Raw genomic sequence first — 21,402 nt, 5'->3', positions numbered from 1 at the left:
TTTCAAACTGAAAGGCGTCGAAACCGTGTGGCGGGACGAGACCCGCACGCTATGGTTTCGTCAATTCGCAGTCAGCGAAATGAACGGGAGGACGATCGATGACGAATGTGAGCGGGTTCGGCGTGCACACGGCTATGTGGGCGATGGAGTGGAACCGCGAGGCGGCCGAGTTCGCGATCCCCGAGGCGGTGAAGCACGACATCGACTTCCTCGAGATCACCATGCTCGACCCAGCCGGCGTCGATGCCGCGCACACCCGCGCCCTCCTCGAAAAGCACGAGATCGACTGCGTCTGCTCGCTCGGCCTGCCGCTCGACAAGCTGCCGACCGACAACCCGGACGGGGCGCTCGACTTCCTGAAGATGGCGCTCGACACCTCGCATGCGATCGGCGCCAAGGCGATGAGCGGCGTGATCTACGGCGCGATCGGCCAGCGCACCGGCGTGGCGCCGACCGAGGCGGAGATCTCGTCCACCGCGCGCGTGGTGCAGAAGGCCGCGGCCTACGCCCAATCCCTCGGCATGGACTACGGGCTGGAAGCGGTGAACCGCTACGAGAACCACATTCTCAACACGGCGCGCCAGGCGGTGGACATGGTCGAGCGCGTCGGCGCGCCCAACGTCTTCGTCCATCTCGACACGTATCACATGAACATCGAGGAGAAGGGCATCGCGAACGGCATCCTCACCGCGCGCGAGCACCTCAAATACATCCACCTCTCCGCCAGCGACCGGGGCACGCCCGGCGCCGACACGGTGGCCTGGGACGAGGTGTTCGGCGCGCTCGCCGCGATCGGCTTCAAGGGCGGCATGGCGATGGAAAGCTTCATCACCGTGCCGCCGCAGATCGCCTCGGCGCTCTCGGTCTGGCGCCCGGTAGCGCCGGCGCGCGAGGAGGTGCTCGGCCAGGGCCTGCCGTTCCTGCGCAACAAGGCCAGGCAATACGGCTTGATCTGATCGACAGGCCGGGCGGTCGCGGAGTGACCGCTCGAAGGCGATGCGGCCGGCGCATGAAGCGCCGGCCGAAAACCCGATCGCCCTCAGAGGGCGGCGATCACGATGATCTCGACGCGATAGTCGGGCGTCGCCAGCTTCGACTCGCCGGTGGCGCGCGCAGGCGGGTTCGCGGGATCGACCCAGGCGTCCCACACCGCGTTCATGGCGCCGAAATCGGCCATGTCCGCCAGCCAGATGGTGGCCTGCAGGATCTTCGACTTGTCCGTTCCGGCCTCGGCCAGCAGACGATCGATCTCCGACAGCACCGTCTTCGTCTGGGCCGCGACGTCCTGGCCAGGCTCGCCGACCTGGCCGGCGAGATAGACGGTGTTTCCATGCACCACGGCGGCGCTCATGCGGCGGCCCGGTTCGATTCGGCGAATGCTCATGACAGGCTCCTGTTGGCGCTGGCTCGATCCGGCCCTCATAAGGAGTGGGGAGCGCGGCGTCGACCCCGTTCAGCCGTCCTCGCCGATCGCCGCCTCGCGAGACAGCGGCGTCACCAGAACGCAGCGCAGGCCCGTCGGTTCGTAGTCGAGCGTGGCGAGGCTGCCGACGGCGCTGGACAGTCCCATTCGGATCAGGCGCGAGCCGAAACCGGTGCGGCTCGGCGGGACGACCGGCGGTCCGCCCTCCTCGCGCCATTCCATCCGCAGTTCCTGCGCATCGCCCGCGCCGATACGCTCCCATTCGAGATGCACCAGGCCGTCCTCGGCCCGGAACGCCCCGTACTTGCCGGCATTCGTCGCCAACTCGTTGAGAATCAGCGCCAGACTCAGCGTCGTCTTGTCGTCGATGTGGAAATCCTCGCCGACGATCCGGCAGCGCACCAGCCGTTCGTCGTGCAGCAGCAGAGCGCTCTCGACGATCTGACGGATCGACGCCGTCTCGACGGTTCCGGTCAGGAGGATGTCGTGGGCCTTCGACAGCGCCTGGATGCGGCCCGACAGGGATTTGCGCGCGGTTTCGAGATCGGGCGAGGTGCGAAGCGTCTGCGTGACGATCGACTGAACCACGGCGAGATTGTTCTTCAGGCGGTGCGAGAGTTCCGAGGCCACCATCTGACGACTGAGGTCCGCCTCGATCCGATCCGTCACGTCGCGAACCGCGCCCACGACGCTCACCGGCGTTCCCATCGCATCGCGCAGGATCCGGCCCTTCGCCAGAAGCCAGCGCTCGCGGCCGTCGGCGGCGACGCGATATTGCAGTTCCAACCGATCTTCGCTGCTGCGGGCGATCTCGGCGAGGTCGCGTCCGAAGGCGGCGCGGTCGTCGTCGTGAAGAGAGGCGAAGGCCCGGTCGAGGGGAACCTCCTCGTCATCGGGCAGGCCCAGCACCGAGAGCGCCCGCTGGTCGCCGCGTAGGCGCTTGGCTTCGAGATCGATTTCCCAAAGCCCGACATCGCCGGTTTCGATCGCCAACCTCCGACGCTCTTCGGCATGGGCGAGGTCGATCGCCGCTCGGTGACGCTCGGTCACCCGCATGAGGAGCAGAGCGACGCGGTCGCCTTCCAGACGACGGACGCGCAGTTCGAACCATTCGCCGGGGTGATGCGGAAGCTCGACGTCGAAGGTCTTTGCGGTTCCTTCGCGCAACACGTCGTCAAGCCTCGCGAGGATCGCCGGGCCGGCGTCGCCGAACAGATGGGTCATCTCGCCTTGACCGGCAGAAGCCGGACGATCCCTCGACAGCGTGGCGAAGGCGGGATTGACGTCCTCGAACACAACGTCAAGCAGTCGGTGTTCGCCGTCGCGCATTGCGGAGCCGATGCCGAACGCCTCCTGCATCTCCTCGAAAGCGGTTCGCCACTTGATCTCGGACTTCCGCACCGCGAACTCGTGCATCACGATCTCGGCGATGCGCTGCAACTGTGCCATGTCCGTTTCGGTCCACAGCTTCGGCGCGGTGTCGATTGCGGCCAGAGCGCCGATCACCTCGCCGCCGTCGAGCGCAAGCGGAACACCGGCATAGGCGACGACGCCGATCTCCTCGATCGCAGGGTTGCCGCAGAAGAACATGTCGGTGCGAGCATCGATCACGGTGACCGGTGTCGTGCGGGCGACCACATGCTGGCAGAACGAATGAGAGAGCGGCGTGCGGCCGAAGGTCGACCAAGGCTCCGGCAGTCCCTCGTGTCCCGCGAAGAACTGATGGTCTTCCTCGATGAGGCTGATCACCGCCACGGGCACACCGAGCGTCGAGCGCACCAGTTCGACCAGCCGCTGGAATTGCTCGCGACCGGATTGGTTCAAAAGCCCGGCACGTCTTAATGCCTGTATACGGGACTGGACCGATATCGCATCGACGGAATTGAGATTCGACAAAGATGGACCGCACGCTGGAACCCGGTCCAGGCCCATCGACGTGAGCCCATGGAACGAACCGACACGACCGTTCGTCATGCCTTGCCGCATTTCTAGCCGGAAGCGGGGCGATAAGCCACCGTTAGCACCGGCAGCCGGGAAGACCGTTAACGATGGGCGCGCGCGGGCATGCGATGTGCGGACGACGCGTGCCGACGGGTGTAAGGCGAAAGGTCTGCATAGAGATCGGACAGGCGTTCCACCATACCCTGCTCCGCTGCTTCCTGTTCGGTGATCAAGCCGGCCTCGTAGGCCCTGACGATCTCTGACGCGCTCATGAGTCCCCCTTTCTTTCTCGACTCCAAGCTCGAAAGCACTGCCGAGCGCGGTCGGTTCCGCGATGGTAAAGATTTTATGAAAAGGACGACGCCGGATGGAACTGAACATCGCCCGGCGGGACGTTGCCTTCCATGCGGACCTGTCCACATTGCTCTGACAACCCGTCGCCGTCCCGGCGAATCTATCGTTGGAGTTTTCCGCGTGCGCACAACTCTTCTGGCGGCCACGGTGTCCGTGGTTCTTGGATCGCTCGCCCAGGCGGCGCCGGTGGTCGTCTCCTCCAAGATCGACACCGAAGGCGGCGTCCTCGGAAACGTCATCCTCCTCGCCTTGCAGAACGAGGGCATCGAGGTGACCGACCGCATCCAGCTCGGCGGAACGCCGGTGGTGCGCAAGGCGATCACGGCCGGCGAGATCGACATCTATCCCGAATATACGGGCAACGCCGCGTTCTTCTTCGAGAAGGCCGAGGATCCTGCCTGGAAGGAGGCGACGAAGGCCTACGAGACGGCCAAGACCCTCGACGTGGCCGCCAACAAGATCGTCTGGCTGACGCCCTCGCCGGCCAACAACACTTGGGGCATCGCCGTTCGCAAGGACGTCGCAGACGGCGCCAAGCTCACGAACCTGTCCGAGTTCGGACAATGGGTAGCGGGTGGTGGCGCCGTCAAGCTGGCGGCCTCGTCGGAATTCGTGAACTCCGCGTCCGCCCTGCCCCAGTTCCAGACGACCTACGGCTTCACCCTGAAGCCCGACCAGTTGCTGACGCTTTCGGGCGGCGACACGGCCGCGACCATCGCGGCGGCGGCCCAGCAGACCAACGGCGTGAATGCCGCCATGGTCTACGGCACGGACGGCGGCATTGCCCCCTCGGGTCTCGTGGTCATGGACGACGACAAGGGCGTGCAGCCCGTCTATCAGCCGGCCCCGATCGTACGAGAAGCCGTGCTCGCGGCGAACCCGAAGATCGCCGAGATCCTCAAGCCGATCTTCGAAAAGTTGGACCTTGCCACGCTGCAGGATCTCAACGGGCGCGTGCAGGTCGGCGGTGAACCTGCCAAGACCGTCGCCGAGGACTTCCTCAAGACCAACGGCTTCGTGCGCTGAGCGAGAGCGTTTCGCTATCCAGAACGACGGGTCGGGTGCGGGTTGAGGCGCCCGACCCGCAATCGTTGCAGGCGTATCGCTCACCGGACACCGGGAAGTCTGTTAGCCTTCTGAGGGCACTGCGACTCGCCTCGGCGGGCGCGTGCAGCTAGCCGAACGGAAAGGTCTCCCGATGTCCGCTCTCCCGAATTCCATCCAGGCGCGCGACGTGCGCTACCTGCTGCATCCCGTCACGAACGCCCGTCGGCACGAAGAGACGGGACCGATCGTCATCGAGAGCGGCGACGGGATCTACGTCACCGACTCGGACGGTCGCCAATATATCGAGGCCATGGCGGGCCTCTGGAGCGTCGGAGTCGGGTTCGGCGAAAAGCGGCTGGCGGATGCCGCGCATCGGCAGATGCTGAAGCTGCCCTTCTACCATTCTTTCTCGTCCAAATCGAACGAGCCCGCCATCCTTCTGGCGGAGAAGCTCGTCGAGATCAGCCACGAGCGCCTGCAGCGGGTCTTCTTCACCAATTCCGGTTCCGAGGCCAACGATACCGTGGTCAAGATGATCTGGTATCTGAACAACGCCCGCGGCAAGCCGCAGAAGAAGACGTTCCTGTCGCGGCTCGGCGCCTATCACGGGATCACGATCGCCTCCGGTTCGCTCACGGGCCTGCCGACCAACCATCGCGACTTCGATCTGCCCGCCATCCCGGTGAAACATCTCACCTGTCCGCACTACTGGCGCCAGGGCCGCGAGGGCGAAAGCGAGGCGGACTTCGTGGACCGGCTGGCGCAGGAACTGGAAGACGTGATCGCCGAGGCCGGAGCCGACACGATCGCCGCTTTCATCGGCGAGCCGCTGATGGGCGCGGGCGGGGTCATGCCGCCACCGGAAGGCTACTGGGTCCGGGTGCAGGAGATCTGTCGCCGCCACGACATCCTCATCGTCGCCGACGAGGTCATCAACGGCTTCGGCCGCCTCGGTACGATGTTCGCGTCCGATTATTACGGCATCGATCCCGACGTCATGGTGGTGTCGAAGCAGATCACCTCCTCCTATCAGCCGCTCGCGGCGATCCTGTTTTCCGACGAGATCTATCAGGGCATCGCCGACAACACGGCGAAGATCGGCACCTTTGGGCACGGGTTCACAGCCTCGGCCCATCCCGTCGCCTGCGCGGTCGGGCTCGAGAACCTCGCGATCATCGAGGAGAACGGTCTCGTCGCCAACGCGAAGGCGTCCGGCGAGGTGTTGCAGCGCGAGCTCGCCCGGTTCCGGAGCCATCCGCTGGTGGGCGAGGTCCGCGGCGTCGGCCTCATCGCGGCGGTGGAACTCGTGGCCGACAAGGCGACGAAGGCCCGGTTCGATCCCGTCGGCAAGGCAGGCGCGCCGCTGTTCGGCTTCGGGCACGAGCACGGCGTCATCGTGCGCGCGATCGGCGACCAGATCGCCTTCTGTCCCCCGATGATCATCCGCCCGGACGAGGTGGTCGAGATGGTGGCACGGTTCGAGCGCGCGCTCACAGACACGGCGGCACATCTGGCGGCCTGACGTGTCATCCAGAAACGACGAAGGCCGACCCGTGTGGGCCGGCCTCGGCTGATGATGTCGGCGATGGCGCCTAGTCTTGCCGGCTGCGCCGGCGCTACTGCTTCGGCGCAGCCTTCTCCGCCTGCGCTTCGCAGACTTCGACATGCTTGGCCAATGCCTCGGTCGAGAGGATGGAGGCGATGCTGCGGATGTTGCGCCCCTGCATCTGGGGCAGGCCCTGCACGCGCTGAAGGCGCACGAGAAGTTCGGCTCGGCTCATGGCTTGTCTCCTGTCCAGGATGTCGGCCGGCCCGACGCCATGTCGCGGCGGGACGGCCGATGCACTCGTCAGTGGGCCGTCGCCAGCCCGGCCGGCTGCGGCAGCTCGATATCCACCTCGAGCGTCGAGATCTGCTCGCCGCGTCCCATCTTCACCTTGACCTTGTCGCGGTTGATGGGAACGTGACGGGCGATGACCGCGAGGATCTCCTCGCGGAGCACGGCGACGAGATCGGACTGGCCGATCTCCGCGCGTTCGTGCGCCAGCAGCACCTGCAGGCGCTCGCGGGCGGCCGGCGCGGTGTTGCCGACGACTCGCTTGTTGAAGAAGTTGAAGAGGCTCATGCCGCCCTCCGACCGAAGAACTTTCCGAGGAGACCCTTCTTGTCGACGGGAACGGTCATCGGGATGGTCTGGCCGAGAAGGCGACGCGCGGCATCCATATAGGCGCGGGCCGGCGCGCTCTGGGCGTCGCACAGCGTCACAGGCGTGCCGAGGTTCGAGGCCTTGAGAACCTCGGGGCTCTCGGGAACGATGCCGAGCAGCGGGATCGACAGGATCTCGAGCACGTCCTCGACCTTCAGCATGTCGCCGCGCTCGGCCCGCGCCACGTCGTAGCGGGTGAGCAGGAGGTGCTTGTCGATGCGCCCGCCGGCCTCGGCCCGCAGCGTCTTGGAGTCGAGCAGGCCGATGATTCGGTCGCTGTCGCGAACCGATGAAACTTCCGGGTTGGTGACGACGACGGCCACGTTGGCATGGCGCATCGCCAGCGTCGCGCCGCGCTCGATGCCCGCCGGGCTGTCGCAGATGATCCAGTCGAACATACCGCGAAGCTGGTCCATCACCCGGTCGACGCCGGCCTCGGTGAGGTTGTCCTTGTCGCGGGTCTGCGAGGCCGGCAGCAGGCAAAGCGTGTCCACGCGCTTGTCGCGGATGAGCGCCTGGTTGAGGTTCGCATCGCCCTGCACGACGTTGATCAGGTCGTAGACGACGCGGCGCTCGGCGCCCATCACGAGATCGAGGTTGCGCAGGCCGACGTCGAAGTCGATGACCACGACCTTCTGGCCGTTCTGGGCCAGGGCGGCTCCGAGCGCTGCCGTCGACGTCGTCTTGCCGACGCCTCCCTTGCCCGATGTTACGACCATCACCTCAGCCATGTCCGGCCTTCCTCTCTCGTTTCAACCCGTCGGTGCCCGCATCCTCGTCGTCATGACGAGATCAACCAGCGAGGACCACGGTCTTCAGTACGGTGTCGTCGAGCCAGACATGGACCGGCTGGCCCAGCATCTTGGGATCGAGATCCTCGGCCGTCTTGTAGAGGCCGTCGATCGCGATCAGCTCGGCTTCCAGCTTGCGGCAGAAGATGCGCGCGTTCGCATTTCCCGCCGAGCCGGCCAGCGCTCGCCCCCGCAGAGCGCCGTAGACGTGGATCGATCCGCCGGCGATGACTTCGGCGCCGGAGGCCACAGACCCGAGGACGGTGACGTCGCCCTCGGGAAAGATGATCGACTGGCCGGAGCGCACCGGCTGGTCGATGAGGAGCGAGGGCGTCGCCGGCGGCGGCGTGAACCGCGTCGGCACCGGCGCTGCAGGCTGGGCGTTCGGCTGCCCGGCTGCGGCTTCGCTCGCCGGCTGCGCATCGGGCGCCTCGATATCGGCGGCGTTGCGACCGCCGCGCATCTCGGGCGGCATGCCGGGCGACATGATCGAGGGTAGCGCCCCCTCGATGCCCATCACGCGGACGTTGCGCTTGCCGAGTTCGGCCAGGAGATCGGCCAGCTGCTCGCGGGTGATCGGCAGCCCGGCCACGTCGAGCACGATCGGACGGCCGAGAAAGAAGCCGGTGGAGCGCTTGGCGAGGTCATCGAGCTGACTCAGCCACTCGCCGAACGGCAGTTCGGGCGACAGCACCAGGGCCAGGAAGGATCGTCCGCGCAGGCGGACCGCTTTGCAGCTGGGTAAGGCTTCGGTCATCTTCGTTAACGCTTCGTTTCACGGCGATCTAACGCCCTCAGGCTTAACCGAGGGTTAATTCATCGACGGAGGGAAGAGAAGGCCGCCGGGATCAAGCCGACTGGCGGATCATCAGCTTGGCCGGCAGGTCGATGCCGCCTGTGGCGTTCGGCGACGCGTTGCCGGCGATGAGGTCGAGAAGCAGCGAGACGCTGGAGGCGGCGATGCCGTCGATGTCCTGCGCCATCGTGGTCAGCGGCGGCGTCGCGTAGCGGCTGATGGGAATGTCGTCGTGCCCGGCGATCCGAAGGGTCGCCGACTTGCGCTTGCCGACACTGACGCGCCGCGCGAAGCTTGCCGCCAGCGCGCCGAGGGCGGCGCGGTCGCTGCTGAACAGGATCGTCGTCGCCGGCAGCGGGCCGGAATCCAAGATATCGAGCATCGTGTCGTAGGCGAAGGCTTCGTGCGTGGTCGAGCCTGCACGCGAGCGCCCGAGGAAGACGGGCTCATGGCCCAGCGCCTCCATGGCTCGGGCGTAGGTTTCCCGTCGCTCGATCGTGTTCGAGGAGACGACCGGCCCGTCGAGATAGGCGGGAGCGGATCCCGTTCGGCAGAGATAGGAGACCATCGTCTCGATGCTCTGGACGTTGTCGTTGCGGACGGCCGGAGCCCGATCGTCGGGGGCGAGATCGCAATAGACCAGCGGCACGTCGGTCTCGATCAACGCGCCGAGCTTCTCGCTCGCTCGGTTTTCCAGCGGCGTGACGATGACGCCCGCGGCCTTCACCGCGAACATCAGGTCGTAGGCCTCCACCTCGCCGTTGCTGGTGCCGTGCGCCGACACGATGATGGGCCAGTAGTTCGCGGCACGGCAGTGCTGGTCGAGGCGGTTGACGAGTTCGGAATAGAACGGATCCGTCGTGTGCGGCACGACGATGCCGATGTTCTTCGTGCGCTTGCGGTTGAGATTTCGCGCGTAGATGTTCGGCTGATAGTCCGATTGGAGCAGGGCCGCCTCGATCCGCTCCCGCATGCTCGGCCGCACGCTCCCGGGATCCTCGAAGTATTTCGACAGGGTGGGACGCGAAATGCCACTCGCCTTGGCGAATTGCTCCATCGTCCGGTGGCGCAGCCGCTCCATGTCTCCCCTTCGGCCACCGACCCGTTGAACACTCGTTCGACAGTCTCACCCTGCGGGCAGCCGAAGTCTACCATCGCTTGCAGCGTCGGCTCTCGCCGAGCGCCGCGTGTGGCAGGATTGCGACTATTTCCTGCGCGATCTTTACAGGTTTCAACGATCGGATGACGCTTGGCTGAATACTCAGACAATCTGTCGCGCCCGTGCGGCCGTCTCCTCAGTCCCGGAAGGTGACCGTCTTGTCGGCGTTAAGAAGGACGCGGTTGTCGAGATGCCAGGCGATGGCGCGCGACAGGACGCGCCGCTCGATGTCGCGGCCCTTGCGCACGAGATCGTCCGGCGAATCCTGATGCGAGATGCGCTCGACGTCCTGCTCGATGATCGGCCCCTCGTCGAGATCGGCCGTCACGTAGTGCGCGGTGGCGCCGATCAGCTTGACGCCGCGCTTGTGCGCCTGATGATAGGGCTTGGCGCCCTTGAAGCCCGGCAGGAAGGAATGGTGGATGTTGATGCAGCGCCCCGACAGCGCCGCCGACATCTCGTCCGACAGGATCTGCATGTAGCGAGCGAGCACCACGAGCTCGCACCCCGTCTCCTCGACGATCTCGAGGATGCGTGATTCCTGCTCCCGCTTGGTGTCGCGCGTCACCGGCAGATGGTGGAACGGCACCCCGTCGAAATCGTGATGGGCGTAGGTTTCGCGCGGGTAGTTGGCGACGATGCCGACGATGTCCATACGCAGCTCGCCGATCCGCCAGCGGTAGAGAAGGTCGGCGAGGCAATGGTCGAATCGCGAGACGAGGATGAGCACCTTCTGGCGCGCCGCGGTGTCGACGATGCGCCAGTCCATCGCGAAGCGTTCGGCGATGACGCCGAACCCCGCGGACAGGCTGCCGATCGTCACCACCGGCTCGACGATCGAGAAGCGCACGCGCATGAAGAACGTGCCGGTCTCGGGATCGTCGAACTGGTGCGCCTCGCGAATGTCGGCGCCGTTGTCGAAGAGGTGACGCGAGACGGCCGCCACGATGCCGGGACGGTTGGGGCAGGACAGGGAGAGGATGAAGTCTTCGGCGGGCACGATGGGATTCTCCGTCGCTCAATTCTGATCGAGCGAATAACCCATACGCGACGCCTTCGATAGCGACGCAGCCGACGCCGCGCGGGGTGGAACGCGACAAGCGCTCCGCCCCTCCCTTTCAAGTGCGCGGATCAGATGGAGCCGGCCTCGACCATGTAGTTGTTCGCCGTGCACATGGCAGCATCGTCGGAGGCGAGGAACAGCACCATGCGCGCCAGATACACCGGCTCCAGAGGGACCGGGATGCACTGGCGCTCGAGGTTGGCCTTCAGCGATTCCTCGGTCACCCAAAGCTCCTTCTGGCGATCCGTCATCACCCAGCCGGGCACCACGGTGTTGACGCGGATGCGGTGGGGTCCGAGATCCCTCGCGAAGGAGCGCGTCATGCCATGCACCGCGGCCTTGGCGCTGGTGTAGACGGGCATGTTGCCGGAGGCCTGCCACCAGGAATTGGAGCCGAAATTGATGATCGAGCCGCCGCCGGCCGCGATCATGCCGGGCGCCACGGCCTGCGTGGCGAAGAACATGTGCCGCAGGTTCGTGGCGATGCGCTCGTCGTAATAGTCGGGCGTCACGTCCTGCCAGCCGTGCCGGTCGTCGCGCGCGGCGTTGTTGACCAGCACCTCGGCAGCACCGACCTGCGATTCCAGGCGCTGGAACGCGGCCTTCAGCGCGTCGATGTCGCGCAGGTCGCAGGGCTCGAAGGCCACCTGCCCCTCGCTGCCCTTCAGCTCTTCGGCAAGCGCCACGCCTCGCCCCTCGTCGATGTCGACGAAGCCGACCTTCGAGCCCTGCGCCGCAAAGGCGCGAACGCAGTCGGCGCCGATGCCGGAGGCGCCGCCGGTGACGAACACGGGCTTGTCGCGAAGGCTGGGATAGGTGGCGAAGGTCATGGAGGTCTCCTGGGTCTGGTCGCGGGCAGCCCGCGCGAGGCCTCGCATTGGCGCGCCGGCCGGACAGGGTCAAGCCGATGCGTTCATTCCTCCGACAATTCGCGCCGAGAGCTGGCTGGCGAGGATCAGGCGAAGACGCCGCGATCCCGGTTGCGTCGCCAGACCGAGAGATTGAGCGCGGCCGCGAGGCCGAGCCACGCGAGGTAGGGCACGAGCAGGAGGCCCGCGGTCCGGTCGATCGGCCAGAAGGCGAGGAGGGTGGCCGCCACGGTGAGCGCCAGCACCACGACGTCGAGAAAGGCGAGATCCGGCCGGCGCCGACCGAAGAACAGCCAGGACCACAGGAAGTTCAGCACCATCTGCACGGCGAAGAGCCCGAACGGAATGGTCGCCAGCCCGACCTCGCGCCAGACCCGCCAGCCGCTCACCGCGATGAGCACGTAGAGGATGCCCCAGACGATCGGAAAGGCGAGGTTCGGCGGCGTCCAGGCCGGCTTTCTGAGGCCCCGATACCACGCGCCCGGCTTGAACAGGATGCCGCTGGTGGCGACCAGCGCGGAGAGAAGCAGGAAGCCGCCGAGGGCGAGGAGCGACGGGACGGTCATGGGCAAACCACTCGCGGGGGAAATCGGATGGGCGGGCGGACAGTTGATGCCGAGGCCGCCGCCGCCAATCTAGCCCCGCTCCCGCAGCCCCGCCAGAGCCGGACCTCGGACGCGCCGCCGCACCCCGTGACCGCGTTTCGTGAAAACGCGTTCATGTCGGCCGGTGACGGCGAACCCGGTTCGGCCGAACGCGTTGAGGGGTCGGGAGCTCATCCTCGAAGGAACCTTTCTCTCATGGCCAAGACCGTTGCCGACGCGATCGTCGAAACCCTTCAGGCCGCCGGCGTGAAGCATTGCTGGGGCGTCCCCGGCGACTCGTTGAACTACGTCACCGATTCGATCCGGCGCAGCGACATCGAATGGGTTCATGTGCGGCACGAAGAGGTCGGCGGCTTCGCGGCGGGCGCTGAGGCGATGCTGACGGGCAACCTCACGGCCTGCGCGGGCTCCTGCGGTCCCGGCAGCCTGCACTTCGTCAACGGTCTCTTCGAGAGCCATCGCAACCGCGCACCCGTGGTGCTGATCGCCAGCCAGATCGCCCGCGACGAACTCGGTTTCGACTTTCCCCAGGAGGTCGACTACCGGCCGATCTTCGGTGCCTGCTCGGTGTTCTGCGAGGAGATCCGCACGGCCGCGCAGGCAAGGCGCCTCACCGCGATGGCGGCACAGGCCGCCCTCTCGAAGCGCGGCGTCGCCGTTCTCATCGTCCCCGTGGACGTCTCGAAGGAGGCGCTGACGGACGACGCCCCCTTCGCCGTGCACCTCTCGCAACCCCAAACGCGGCCGAGCGACGGCGAACTCGACCGGATCGCCGCGCTGCTCAATCTCGGCGAGCGGATCGCGATCTACGGCGGTTCGGGCTGCGAGGGCGCGCATCGCCAGATCGTCGATCTCGCCGACCGGCTGAAGGCGCCGGTGGCGCACACCTCGCGCGCCAAGGACTTCCTCGAATTCGACAACCCGTTCAACGTCGGGATGACCGGGGTGTTCGGCGTCGAATCGGGCTATCGGGCGCTGACCGACTGCGACACGCTGTTGCTGCTCGGCTGCGACTTCGCCTGGCGCCAGTTTTACCCGGACAAGGCGCGGATCATCCAGATCGACATCGACCCGACCCATCTCGGCCGGCGCCATCCCATCGAGATCGGCGCCGTCGGCGACATTCGCACGACGCTCGACGCGCTTCTGCCGGGGCTTACCCCACGCGACGACCGCCGCTTTCTCGATGCCTGCCTCGAACGGCACGAGAGCGCCACAGCGAAGCTCGACGAACGCGCCGAGATCGGCCGGGGCGGCGCGATCCACCCGCAATATCTCACCCGGCTGATCGACCGGCACGCCGACGACGATGCCGTCTTCACGGCCGATTGCGGCTCGCCGATGGTCTGGGCGCTGCGCCATCTCAGCGCCACCGCGCGGCGCCGCACGATCGTGAGCCTGACGCATGGCACGATGGCCAACGCCATGCCGCAGGCGCTCGGTGCCAAGAAGGCCGCGCCCGAGCGGCAGGTGATCTCGCTGTCGGGCGACGGCGGGCTGACCATGCTGATGGGCGACATGATCACCGCCGTGCAGGAGCACATCCCGATCAAGGTCGCGGTGTTCAACAACGGCTCGCTCGGCTTCGTGGAACTGGAGCAGAAGGTCGACGGGCTGCTCGACACCTATACCGACCTCAAGAACCCCGACTTCGCGGCCGTCGCGACGGCGATGGGCTGGTCGGGTCGGCGCGTCGAGCGGGCCGAGGATCTCGACGAGGCCGTGCGCGCCTGGCTGGCCGAGCCCGGGCCGGCGCTGCTCGACGTGCTCACCGACCGGATGGAACTGGTGATGCCGCCCACCGTCCAGGCCGCGCAGGTCTTCGGCACCGCTCTCTATTCGGCCAAGGCGATGATCGGCGGCCGGGGCAAGGACGTGCTGACGCTGCTGAAGGAGAATTTCGTCGGCTGATCGAGCGGGTGGGCAGGCGTGCGGCGGCCTGCCCTTCCCCTTCCCGCGTGACCGGGCTAAGCGCTGGCGCGTCTTCGTCAGCACCCAGGATCGTCTTGCCCAAGCTCGCCTTCGTCGTCACCGAGGACTGGTTCTTCGCCTCGCATTTCCTGCCGATGGCGCGGGCGGCGGTGGCGATGGGACTCGATGTCGTGGTGATCGCGCGGGTCCGCGACCATGCGGAAGCGATTCGCACGACGGGCGCGCGCGTCGTTCCGCTCGAGGCGGAGCGACGGAGCGTCAATCCGCTGCAGGCCGCCGGCACGGTGGGGCGTCTCGCCGCGATCCTGCGTGCGGAGCGGCCGGACATCGTCCATTGCATCTCGCTGAAGCCGATCCTCGTGGGCGGCGCGGCCAGCGTGCTCGCCGGCGTGCGGCGGCGCGTCTATGCCTTGACCGGCCTCGGCTTCCTCGGCGCGCGCTCCGACCGTCGCGCGAGTCTCGCCCGCGGCTTCGTGCGGGCCGTCACGACCGGCCCGCTGCGCTCGACGGCAACGCGCTTCGTCTTCGAGAACCGCGACGATCCCGCCCTCCTCGGGCTCGACGCCGACGCCCCGGACGTGGCGATCCTCGGCGGCGCCGGCATCGACCCGGCCGCCTATCCGGAGACCCCGCCGCCGGCCGGCCCGACGCTGCGTGTCGCCGTGGTGGCCCGCATGCTCTGGTCGAAGGGCATCGACACGATGGTCGAGGCGGTGGAGCAGGCGCGCCGCGACGGCGCCGCGGTGGAGCTTTCGCTCTATGGCAAGCCCGATCCGTCCAATCCACGCGCCATTCCGCGCGCCACGCTGGAGGACTGGTCGCACCGTCCCGGCATCGTCTGGCATGGCCCGACGCGCGACGTCGCCGGCGTCTGGCGCGAGCATCACGTCGCAGCGCTCGCCTCGCGTGGCGGCGAAGGCCTGCCGCGCACGCTTCTCGAATCGGCCGCCTGCGGTCGTCTCTCGCTGACGACGGACGTGCCGGGATGCCGCTCCTTCGTGCGCGACGGCCTCGACGGCTTCGTGGTGCCGGTGGACGACGCGGCGGCGCTGGCCGGGCGTCTCGTGCAACTGGCGGGGGATCGCGGGCTCGTCGACCGGATGGGCGCGGCGGCGGCGGCGCGGGTGCGCGACGGCTATACCGAGGCCGACGTCGCGGCGGCGGTGAGCCGGCTCTATCGACGGCTGCTGGACGCCTGAGCATCGCGGCGTGCCCTCACGGCGATGGCGCGCCGCACGCCAAACGTGATGGCGGGACGACACACCAAGGGTTTGAAACGAACGGGCGAACAGGCTAGCCCTCGACCGCGGCGACGGCCTGTCGTCTGCCGTCGCCGCTCGCACCGCGAAAAGGACCCGCCATGAGCCAGCCGATCCCGTTCATCGATCTCGCCACCCAGCGCGACCGGATCCGGCCGCGGATCGAGGCCCGGCTGGCGCGCATCATGGACGAGGGGTCCTTCATCATGGGGCCGGACGTCACGGAGCTCGAAGCCGGGCTCTCGGCCTTCGGGGGGATGCAGCACACCGTCACCTGCGGCTCGGGCACCGACGCGCTGCTGATGCCGCTGATGGCCTGGGGCATCGGCCCCGGCGACGCGGTGTTCTGCCCGAGCTTCACCTTCGCCGCCACGGCCGAGGTCGTCGGCCTCGTCGGCGCCTCGCCGGTCTTCGTCGAGGTGCTGCCCGACACGTTCAACCTCGATCCCGCCCATCTGCGACGCACCGTCGCCGAGATCGCGTCGCGCGGCGACCTCACCCCCCGCGCCATCATCGCGGTCGATCTCTTCGGGCAGATCGCCGACTATCCCGCCATCCGCGCCGTCGCCGACGAGTTCGGAATCAAAATCATCTCCGACGCCGCGCAGGGCTACGGCTCGACGCTGTCGGGCGAGATGTCCGGCCGCTGGTCCGACGTCGTCGCCACCAGCTTCTATCCGGCGAAGCCCTTGGGCTGCTACGGCGACGGCGGCGCGATCCAGACCGACGACGAAGAACTGGCGGCGGTGCTGAAGTCGATCCGCATCCACGGCATGGGATCGGACAAGTACGACAACGTGCGCCTCGGCCTCACCGCCCGGCTCGACACGTTCCAGGCGGCGGTGCTCGCGGAGAAGCTGGCGCTCTTCCCCGAGGAGATCGAGGCCCGCATGCGCGTCGCCCGGCGCTACGGCGAGTTGCTGCCGGCAGCCGTGACGCCGCAGGCGATCTCCGACGACATCGTGTCGACCTGGGCGCAATACACGATCCGCGTGCCCGGCGGGCGGCGAGACGCCTTCATGGCGCAGATGAAGGAACGCGGCGTACCCACCGTGATCTATTACGGAAAGGGCCTCCACCAGCAGACCGCCTATCGCCACTGGCCCGTCGGCGGCAACGGACTGCCAGTAACCGAGCAGCTCTGCACCGAGGTCGTCAGCCTGCCGATGCACGCCTATCTCGACGAGCCGACGCAGGATCGCATCGTCGCGGCGGTGGCCGAGTCGCTGGACGCGATCAGCCACACGGCGTGATCGGGCGTCAGCCGCGGCCGGCGGGCTCGCGGTCCACCGTGAAGTGCTTGAGCAGGCGGCGCGCCAGCCGCCAGACGGGCTTGGGCGAGCGCGTATAGAGCTGATGCGCGGCGATGAGCGCATAGGGGTGGCGCCGCCAGAAGCGCGCCATCGGCAGGATGAACGGGTTCGCCGCGTCGTCGATCGTGGCATCCGACACGGCGTCGATCTCGGCCTTGGAGAGCGAGCCCTCGCCTGCGGCCTTCGCGATGGAATCCACCGCTTCGGCCGCCGTCGCCGCGAAGCCTTCGAGCTCCACAACCGCCGCGAAGAGGCGTTCGGCGCCGTGCGCGGCCGTGCCGTCGAGTTGGCCCTTCTCGGGCGCGAAGAGGCCGGGCAGATCCGGGTTCTCGAAATGCGTCAGCGCCTCGCGCCGAAACCAGAACATCGAGCCGGCCGCGAAGCGCCGGGTTTCGAGGTCGGGCATCGTCAGGGGCATGCCCATCAGCCGGATCATGCGCCGGATGATCCAGGCGTTGAGGACGATCCGCCCTTGCAGCGGCAGGAGATGGGCGCGCGGGGCGATCAGTCCGATCGCGGGCTCGCGCTCCATCAGGTCCAGCGCCTTCGGCCCCGTCCCGTCGCCGCGCTCCAGCAGAGAGCCGGTCAGGTAGCGACGCCAGCCCTCGCCGTCCTCGCGGTGAACCGAGCGCTTGGTGTGGAGCTTCAGGCCGATCGTGAAGGACGGCCCGAGATCGCGGAGGGCCGCGGTGAAGGGCAGCACGTCGCGCCCACGGTTCTCCACCGTCAGCCGTCGCTGGAAGGCCAGATGCGGGCTCTCGACGGCCGCGAGTGACATGGCGGCGTCGCGGCAGGTGAGCACCAGCCCGAAGGGCCGGTCGAAGGCCGCTGCGAGCTCCAACGCCATCTCGGCCCAGACGTCGGGATAGTGGACGTGGACGAAGACGACGGGAACATCGGGTCTCATGCCGGCGCGTTCGCCTTCAGCGCGGCGAGGCAGCGCACGACGCCGCTGCGCCAGTCCGGCAACGCGCCGAACCGGTCGCCGAACAGCGTCGTATCCAGCCGCGAGTTGGCGGGCCGCTTCGCCGGCGTCGGGTATTCCGCAGTGGTGATCGGCTCCACCAGCGCGCTGGGGCCGCCGTCGAGGGCCGACACAGCGAAGATCTCTCCCGCGAAGCCTGCCCAGTTGGTCTCGCCCTCGCAGACCATGTGGAAGACGCCCGTGGCATCGCTCGCGCCGGGCTCGCGCAGTCGGCGGGCGACGCGCACCACGCCCTCGGCGATGTCGGGGGCGTAGGTCGGCGTGCCCAATTGGTCGGCGACGACGCGCAGCACGTCGCGCGTCTCGGCAAGCCGCAGCATCGTCTTCAGAAAGTTGTTGCCGTAGGCGCCGTAGACCCAAGCCGTCCGCAGGATCGCATGGCGCGGGTTGGCGCTCGCCACTGCCGCCTCGCCCGCGAGCTTGGAGCGGCCGTAGACGCCTTGCGGACCGGTGGCGTCGTCCTCGCGGTACCGGCCGTCCTTGTCGCCGGGAAACACGTAGTCGGTGGAAAGGTGGACGATCGGCAGCCCGGCTGCCGCCGCGGCCGCCGCAGCATGGCCGGCACCGTCGCGGTTGACCGCGAAGGCCGCCGCCTCATCGCTTTCGGCCTTGTCCACCGCCGTGTAGGCCGCGGCGTTCACGACGACGTCGGGCCGGTGCGCCGCGATCGCGCGCTCGATCGTCGCGCGGTCGGTGAGGTCGAGCTCGGGACGTCCGAGCGCCACCACGTCGAGTTCGTCCGATGCCAGCGCCAGCAAGGCCTGCGCGACCTGGCCCTCGCGGCCGGTGACGAGCAACCGCATCCGCTCAGCCCTTCGAGGCCGCGGCGCCGAGGCGCTCGCCGGAGTAGCGACCCTCGCGGATCGGCTGCCACCAGTCGCGGTTGTCGAGATACCAGCGAATGGTCTTTTCCAGGCCGGTCTCGAAGGTCTCCCGTGCCTGCCAGCCGAGTTCGCTCTCGATGCGCGAGGCGTCGATCGCATAGCGCAGGTCGTGGCCCGGCCGGTCGGTGACGAACGAGATCAGGTCGCGGCGCGAAGAGCCGTCCGCCAGCGGCGACAGCCGGTCAAGCGTGTCGCAGATCGTCTCGACCACCGCGAGGTTCGAGCGCTCGTTGCGTCCACCGATATTGTAGGAGCGCCCGGCCTCGCCCTTCGTCGCCACCAGCGCAAGCGCCCGCGCGTGGTCGTCGACATAGAGCCAGTCGCGCACGTTCTCGCCGCGGCCGTAGACCGGCAGTTTCTTGCCCTCCAGCCCGTTGAGGATCATCAGCGGAATGAGCTTCTCGGGGAAATGGTAGGGGCCGTAGTTGTTCGAGCAGTTCGAGAGCACCACCGGCATGTGATAGGTGTGGTGCCACGCCATCACCAGATGGTCGGACGCCGCCTTCGAGGCCGAATAGGGCGAGGACGGCGCGTAGGGCGTCTCCTCGGTGAACAGGCTGTCGTCGAGCGGCAGGTCGCCATAGACCTCGTCGGTCGAGATATGGTGGAAGCGGAAGCCCGCCTTCTTTTCGCCGTCGAGACCAGACCAGTAGGCCCGCGCCGCCTCCAGCAGCTCGTAGGTCCCGACGATGTTGGTCTGGATGAAGTCGCCGGGTCCGTCGATCGAGCGGTCGACATGGCTCTCGGCGGCCAGATGCATGATGGCGTCCGGCTGCTCCTCGCGCAGAAGCGCGGTCACGAAGGCGCGGTCGAGAATGTCGCCGCGCACGAAGCGATAGCGCGGGTCGGCCTCGATCGAGGCGACGGAGCCGAGGCTCGCAGCATAGGTGAGCTTGTCGAGATTGACCACCGAATGCTCGGTGTCGCCGATGAGATGGCGGCAGACCGCCGAACCGATGAAACCGGCGCCGCCGGTGACGAGGATCTTCATCGGGCGGCTCCTTCGAACACGAACGGGTTGGCGACGTCGGCTAGCAGAGGCGCGGCTTCGTCCTTCGCCGAGAGAACGGGCGTGCGCCCGCCGAGCGGCCAGTCGATGCCGAGCGCGGGATCGTCGAAGCGGATCGAGCGGTCGTGCGCACCGCTATAGGGCGCCGACACCTTGTAGAAGACTTCCGTGTCCGGCACGAGCGTCAGGAAGCCGTGCGCGAAGCCGGCGGGCACGAGGATCTGGTTGAACTTGTCGGCCGTGACTTCGAGCGAGACCCATTGGCCATAGGTCGGCGAACCCCGGCGGATGTCGACCGCGACGTCGAGGATCGCGCCACGCAGCACGCGCACCAGCTTGTCCTGCGCGAAGGGCGGCTCCTGGTAGTGCAGGCCGCGCAGCGTGAAGGCCTCTGCGGAATAGGACTGGTTGTCCTGCATCCAGTCCGCCGCGACGCCGCCCGCCTTCAGCCGGTCGCGCTGGAACGTCTCGGAGAAGAAGCCGCGGTCGTCGCCGAACTTCCGCGGCGTGATCTCCAGCACGTCCGGGATTTCCAGGGCGCGAATGTCGAGCATGGGGTCGCTTTCCGTGAACTCTGTCGCGGCGGGTTTTGCGACAAAGGTCGGCCGCTCGCAAGGAAAAGCGCACGTCAGACGAGCGGATCGTGCCCTGCCGCTGGTCAGTCCCTGTGCATCCGGCTAAAGACCGACTTCTGAGACGACGGATTTGCGACAGGACGAGGCGAGGCATCCGACCATGAAGGGCATCATTCTGGCAGGGGGAAGCGGCACGCGGCTGCACCCGATGACGTTGACGGCTTCGAAGCAGCTGCTGCCCGTCTACGACAAGCCGATGATCTACTATCCGTTGTCGACGCTGATGCTCACGGGCATCCGCGACATCCTGATCATCTCCACCCCGCACGACCTGCCGCGCTTCCGCGCGCTGCTGGGCACCGGCGAGCGCTGGGGCGTCAAGTTCACCTATGCCGAGCAGCCGAGCCCGGACGGGCTGGCGCAGGCCTATCTCATCGGCGAGGAGTTCATCGGCGGCGAGACCTCGGCGCTCGTGCTCGGCGACAACCTGTTCTACGGCCACGGCCTGCCGGAGCTTCTCGGCCGGGCCGTGACGCGCGACCGCGGCGCCAGCGTCTTCGCCTACCATGTCAACGATCCCGAGCGTTACGGCGTCGTCTCCTTCGGGGCGGACGGCCGCGCGACGACGATTGAAGAAAAGCCCGCGAACCCGACCTCGAACTGGGCGGTGACGGGCCTCTACTTCTACGACGGACGCGCCTCGGAACTGGCGCGCACGCTGAAGCCCTCGCCGCGCGGCGAGCTGGAGATCACCGACCTCAACCGGATCTACCTCGAAGAAGGCACGCTGTCCGTCGAGAGCATGGGGCGCGGCTTCGCCTGGCTCGACACCGGCACGCCCGACTCGCTGCTGGAGGCCGCCGAGTTCGTGCGCACGCTGGAGCACCGCCAGGGCTTCAAGATCTCGTGCCCCGAGGAGATCGCCTTCAACCTTGGCTTCATCGACGCCGACCAGCTGATGACGCTCGGGCGCGAACTCGGCAAGAGCCAGTATGGGCTCTATCTCCAGCGCCTCGCCCGCGGCACCCTCTGAGGGCCGAAGCGGGATCTGGCCTTTGCTTGTGCGCTGCGTGAGGCTGCGGTATCAGGCACCTCCGGGGCGGGGTCGGCGCGACGCAACCTTCGCGTCGCCGCCCCGCGCCGGACAGACGATCAGGCCGGTGCGCGTTGCGGACCGGAGCCGGGAGAACC

The 21,402-nt window shown here is 67.6% G+C and carries 21 protein-coding genes; 7 read left to right on the top strand and 14 right to left on the bottom strand.

Annotation, left to right across the window (positions count from 1 at the left end):
* The first annotated feature begins 107 nt into the window (after positions 1-107).
* A complete protein-coding gene (locus GGR04_RS10260) occupies positions 108-956 on the top strand; it encodes a sugar phosphate isomerase/epimerase family protein (RefSeq protein WP_183199914.1) in 849 nt (282 codons plus the stop codon).
* An 83-nt stretch (positions 957-1,039) separates the two neighbouring features.
* On the opposite strand, the gene GGR04_RS10255 is transcribed toward GGR04_RS10260, so the two are convergent.
* Both GGR04_RS10255 and GGR04_RS10250 read right to left on the bottom strand, forming a co-directional pair.
* Positions 1,040-1,384, bottom strand: a complete 345-nt coding sequence (locus GGR04_RS10255; protein WP_183199779.1) for a RidA family protein — start codon at positions 1,382-1,384, stop codon at positions 1,040-1,042.
* Positions 1,385-1,453: 69 nt separating this feature from the next.
* A complete protein-coding gene (locus GGR04_RS10250) occupies positions 1,454-3,745 on the bottom strand; it encodes an HWE histidine kinase domain-containing protein (RefSeq protein WP_210291742.1) in 2,292 nt (763 codons plus the stop codon).
* A 93-nt stretch (positions 3,746-3,838) separates the two neighbouring features.
* Between GGR04_RS10250 and osmF the strand changes: the two genes are divergently transcribed.
* Together osmF and GGR04_RS10235 are read left to right on the top strand one after the other, a co-directional pair.
* Positions 3,839-4,744 (top strand): glycine betaine ABC transporter substrate-binding protein OsmF, encoded by a 906-nt coding sequence (gene osmF, locus GGR04_RS10240; protein WP_183199776.1) that lies wholly within the window; start codon positions 3,839-3,841, stop codon positions 4,742-4,744.
* 172 nt (positions 4,745-4,916) lie between these two features.
* Positions 4,917-6,287, top strand: a complete 1,371-nt coding sequence (locus GGR04_RS10235; RefSeq protein WP_183199775.1) for an aspartate aminotransferase family protein — start codon at positions 4,917-4,919, stop codon at positions 6,285-6,287.
* 94 nt (positions 6,288-6,381) lie between these two features.
* Here the strand turns inward: GGR04_RS10235 and GGR04_RS10230 are convergent, their stop codons facing one another.
* The 8 genes from GGR04_RS10230 to GGR04_RS10195 all read right to left on the bottom strand — a co-directional run bounded on the left by GGR04_RS10230 (position 6,382) and on the right by GGR04_RS10195 (position 12,215).
* The gene (locus tag GGR04_RS10230; RefSeq protein WP_183199774.1) at positions 6,382-6,546 is read right to left on the bottom strand and encodes a hypothetical protein; all 165 of its coding nucleotides are present in this window, start codon (positions 6,544-6,546) and stop codon (positions 6,382-6,384) included.
* Positions 6,547-6,614: 68 nt separating this feature from the next.
* Positions 6,615-6,890, bottom strand: a complete 276-nt coding sequence (minE, locus tag GGR04_RS10225) for a cell division topological specificity factor MinE (RefSeq protein ID WP_183199773.1) — start codon at positions 6,888-6,890, stop codon at positions 6,615-6,617.
* Complete coding sequence (gene minD / locus GGR04_RS10220) at positions 6,887-7,702, bottom strand: septum site-determining protein MinD (protein WP_183199772.1); 816 nt, start codon at positions 7,700-7,702, stop codon at positions 6,887-6,889. Before minD ends, minE begins: the two co-directional genes overlap by 4 nt.
* Positions 7,703-7,763: 61 nt before the next feature.
* Positions 7,764-8,519: a septum site-determining protein MinC gene (gene minC / locus GGR04_RS10215; protein WP_183199771.1), complete on the bottom strand. Its 756-nt coding sequence runs from the start codon at positions 8,517-8,519 to the stop codon at positions 7,764-7,766.
* Positions 8,520-8,610: 91 nt separating this feature from the next.
* Positions 8,611-9,639 (bottom strand): LacI family DNA-binding transcriptional regulator, encoded by a 1,029-nt coding sequence (locus tag GGR04_RS10210; RefSeq protein ID WP_183199770.1) that lies wholly within the window; start codon positions 9,637-9,639, stop codon positions 8,611-8,613.
* Between the two features lie 214 nt (positions 9,640-9,853).
* The gene (gene purU, locus GGR04_RS10205) at positions 9,854-10,717 is read right to left on the bottom strand and encodes a formyltetrahydrofolate deformylase (RefSeq protein WP_183199769.1); all 864 of its coding nucleotides are present in this window, start codon (positions 10,715-10,717) and stop codon (positions 9,854-9,856) included.
* Positions 10,718-10,848: 131 nt separating this feature from the next.
* Positions 10,849-11,610: an SDR family NAD(P)-dependent oxidoreductase gene (locus GGR04_RS10200; RefSeq protein ID WP_183199768.1), complete on the bottom strand. Its 762-nt coding sequence runs from the start codon at positions 11,608-11,610 to the stop codon at positions 10,849-10,851.
* 125 nt (positions 11,611-11,735) lie between these two features.
* Entirely contained in the window at positions 11,736-12,215 is a 480-nt protein-coding gene (locus GGR04_RS10195) for a TspO/MBR family protein (protein ID WP_183199767.1), read from the bottom strand.
* Positions 12,216-12,449: 234 nt separating this feature from the next.
* Between GGR04_RS10195 and GGR04_RS10190 the strand changes: the two genes are divergently transcribed.
* The 3 genes from GGR04_RS10190 to GGR04_RS10180 all read left to right on the top strand — a co-directional run bounded on the left by GGR04_RS10190 (position 12,450) and on the right by GGR04_RS10180 (position 16,698).
* Entirely contained in the window at positions 12,450-14,165 is a 1,716-nt protein-coding gene (locus tag GGR04_RS10190) for a thiamine pyrophosphate-dependent enzyme (RefSeq protein WP_183199766.1), read from the top strand.
* A gap of 95 nt (positions 14,166-14,260) precedes the next feature.
* A complete protein-coding gene (locus GGR04_RS10185) occupies positions 14,261-15,385 on the top strand; it encodes a glycosyltransferase family 4 protein (RefSeq protein ID WP_183199765.1) in 1,125 nt (374 codons plus the stop codon).
* Positions 15,386-15,546: 161 nt separating this feature from the next.
* Positions 15,547-16,698 carry a DegT/DnrJ/EryC1/StrS family aminotransferase gene (locus GGR04_RS10180; protein WP_183199764.1) on the top strand — a complete coding sequence of 384 codons (1,152 nt, stop codon included), beginning with the start codon at positions 15,547-15,549 and terminating at the stop codon, positions 16,696-16,698.
* Between the two features lie 7 nt (positions 16,699-16,705).
* Here the strand turns inward: GGR04_RS10180 and GGR04_RS10175 are convergent, their stop codons facing one another.
* From GGR04_RS10175 to rfbC, 4 genes are read right to left on the bottom strand one after another with little or no spacing between them, the layout of a single operon-like run.
* Complete coding sequence (locus tag GGR04_RS10175) at positions 16,706-17,665, bottom strand: rhamnan synthesis F family protein (protein WP_183199763.1); 960 nt, start codon at positions 17,663-17,665, stop codon at positions 16,706-16,708.
* On the bottom strand, positions 17,662-18,546 hold the full coding sequence (gene rfbD, locus GGR04_RS10170) for a dTDP-4-dehydrorhamnose reductase (protein WP_183199762.1): 885 nt from the start codon (positions 18,544-18,546) through the stop codon (positions 17,662-17,664). The genes GGR04_RS10175 and rfbD overlap by 4 nt, the downstream gene beginning before the upstream one ends.
* Positions 18,547-18,550: 4 nt before the next feature.
* The gene (gene rfbB, locus GGR04_RS10165; protein ID WP_183199761.1) at positions 18,551-19,618 is read right to left on the bottom strand and encodes a dTDP-glucose 4,6-dehydratase; all 1,068 of its coding nucleotides are present in this window, start codon (positions 19,616-19,618) and stop codon (positions 18,551-18,553) included.
* The gene (rfbC, locus tag GGR04_RS10160; protein ID WP_183199760.1) at positions 19,615-20,190 is read right to left on the bottom strand and encodes a dTDP-4-dehydrorhamnose 3,5-epimerase; all 576 of its coding nucleotides are present in this window, start codon (positions 20,188-20,190) and stop codon (positions 19,615-19,617) included. The genes rfbB and rfbC overlap by 4 nt, the downstream gene beginning before the upstream one ends.
* A 181-nt stretch (positions 20,191-20,371) precedes the next feature.
* On the opposite strand from rfbC, the gene rfbA reads away from it, so the two are divergent.
* Positions 20,372-21,244 carry a glucose-1-phosphate thymidylyltransferase RfbA gene (gene rfbA / locus GGR04_RS10155; RefSeq protein ID WP_183199759.1) on the top strand — a complete coding sequence of 291 codons (873 nt, stop codon included), beginning with the start codon at positions 20,372-20,374 and terminating at the stop codon, positions 21,242-21,244.
* Positions 21,245-21,402: the final 158 nt, after the last annotated feature.

The organism is Aureimonas pseudogalii, assembly GCF_014196835.1.
GTDB lineage: Bacteria > Pseudomonadota > Alphaproteobacteria > Rhizobiales > Rhizobiaceae > Aureimonas > Aureimonas pseudogalii.
This window is presented reverse-complemented; position numbering and strand designations above follow the sequence as displayed.

Bases quoted from the DNA above. Each gene is read 5' to 3' on its own strand.
- GGR04_RS10235 (WP_183199775.1), top strand. From the start codon at position 4,917: ATGTCCGCTCTCCCGAATTCCATCCAGGCGCGCGACGTGCGCTACCTG.
- GGR04_RS10200 (WP_183199768.1), bottom strand. From the start codon at position 11,610: ATGACCTTCGCCACCTATCCCAGCCTTCGCGACAAGCCCGTGTTCGTC.
- GGR04_RS10210 (WP_183199770.1), bottom strand. From the start codon at position 9,639: ATGGAGCGGCTGCGCCACCGGACGATGGAGCAATTCGCCAAGGCGAGT.
- minC (WP_183199771.1), bottom strand. From the start codon at position 8,519: ATGACCGAAGCCTTACCCAGCTGCAAAGCGGTCCGCCTGCGCGGACGA.
- minD (WP_183199772.1), bottom strand. From the start codon at position 7,702: ATGGCTGAGGTGATGGTCGTAACATCGGGCAAGGGAGGCGTCGGCAAG.
- rfbD (WP_183199762.1), bottom strand. From the start codon at position 18,546: ATGCGGTTGCTCGTCACCGGCCGCGAGGGCCAGGTCGCGCAGGCCTTG.
- GGR04_RS10175 (WP_183199763.1), bottom strand. From the start codon at position 17,665: ATGAGACCCGATGTTCCCGTCGTCTTCGTCCACGTCCACTATCCCGAC.
- rfbB (WP_183199761.1), bottom strand. From the start codon at position 19,618: ATGAAGATCCTCGTCACCGGCGGCGCCGGTTTCATCGGTTCGGCGGTC.
- rfbA (WP_183199759.1), top strand. From the start codon at position 20,372: ATGAAGGGCATCATTCTGGCAGGGGGAAGCGGCACGCGGCTGCACCCG.
- rfbC (WP_183199760.1), bottom strand. From the start codon at position 20,190: ATGCTCGACATTCGCGCCCTGGAAATCCCGGACGTGCTGGAGATCACG.
- GGR04_RS10180 (WP_183199764.1), top strand. From the start codon at position 15,547: ATGAGCCAGCCGATCCCGTTCATCGATCTCGCCACCCAGCGCGACCGG.
- GGR04_RS10250 (WP_210291742.1), bottom strand. From the start codon at position 3,745: ATGTTCAGTTCCATCCGGCGTCGTCCTTTTCATAAAATCTTTACCATC.
- GGR04_RS10190 (WP_183199766.1), top strand. From the start codon at position 12,450: ATGGCCAAGACCGTTGCCGACGCGATCGTCGAAACCCTTCAGGCCGCC.
- GGR04_RS10255 (WP_183199779.1), bottom strand. From the start codon at position 1,384: ATGAGCATTCGCCGAATCGAACCGGGCCGCCGCATGAGCGCCGCCGTG.
- minE (WP_183199773.1), bottom strand. From the start codon at position 6,890: ATGAGCCTCTTCAACTTCTTCAACAAGCGAGTCGTCGGCAACACCGCG.
- GGR04_RS10230 (WP_183199774.1), bottom strand. From the start codon at position 6,546: ATGAGCCGAGCCGAACTTCTCGTGCGCCTTCAGCGCGTGCAGGGCCTG.
- GGR04_RS10195 (WP_183199767.1), bottom strand. From the start codon at position 12,215: ATGACCGTCCCGTCGCTCCTCGCCCTCGGCGGCTTCCTGCTTCTCTCC.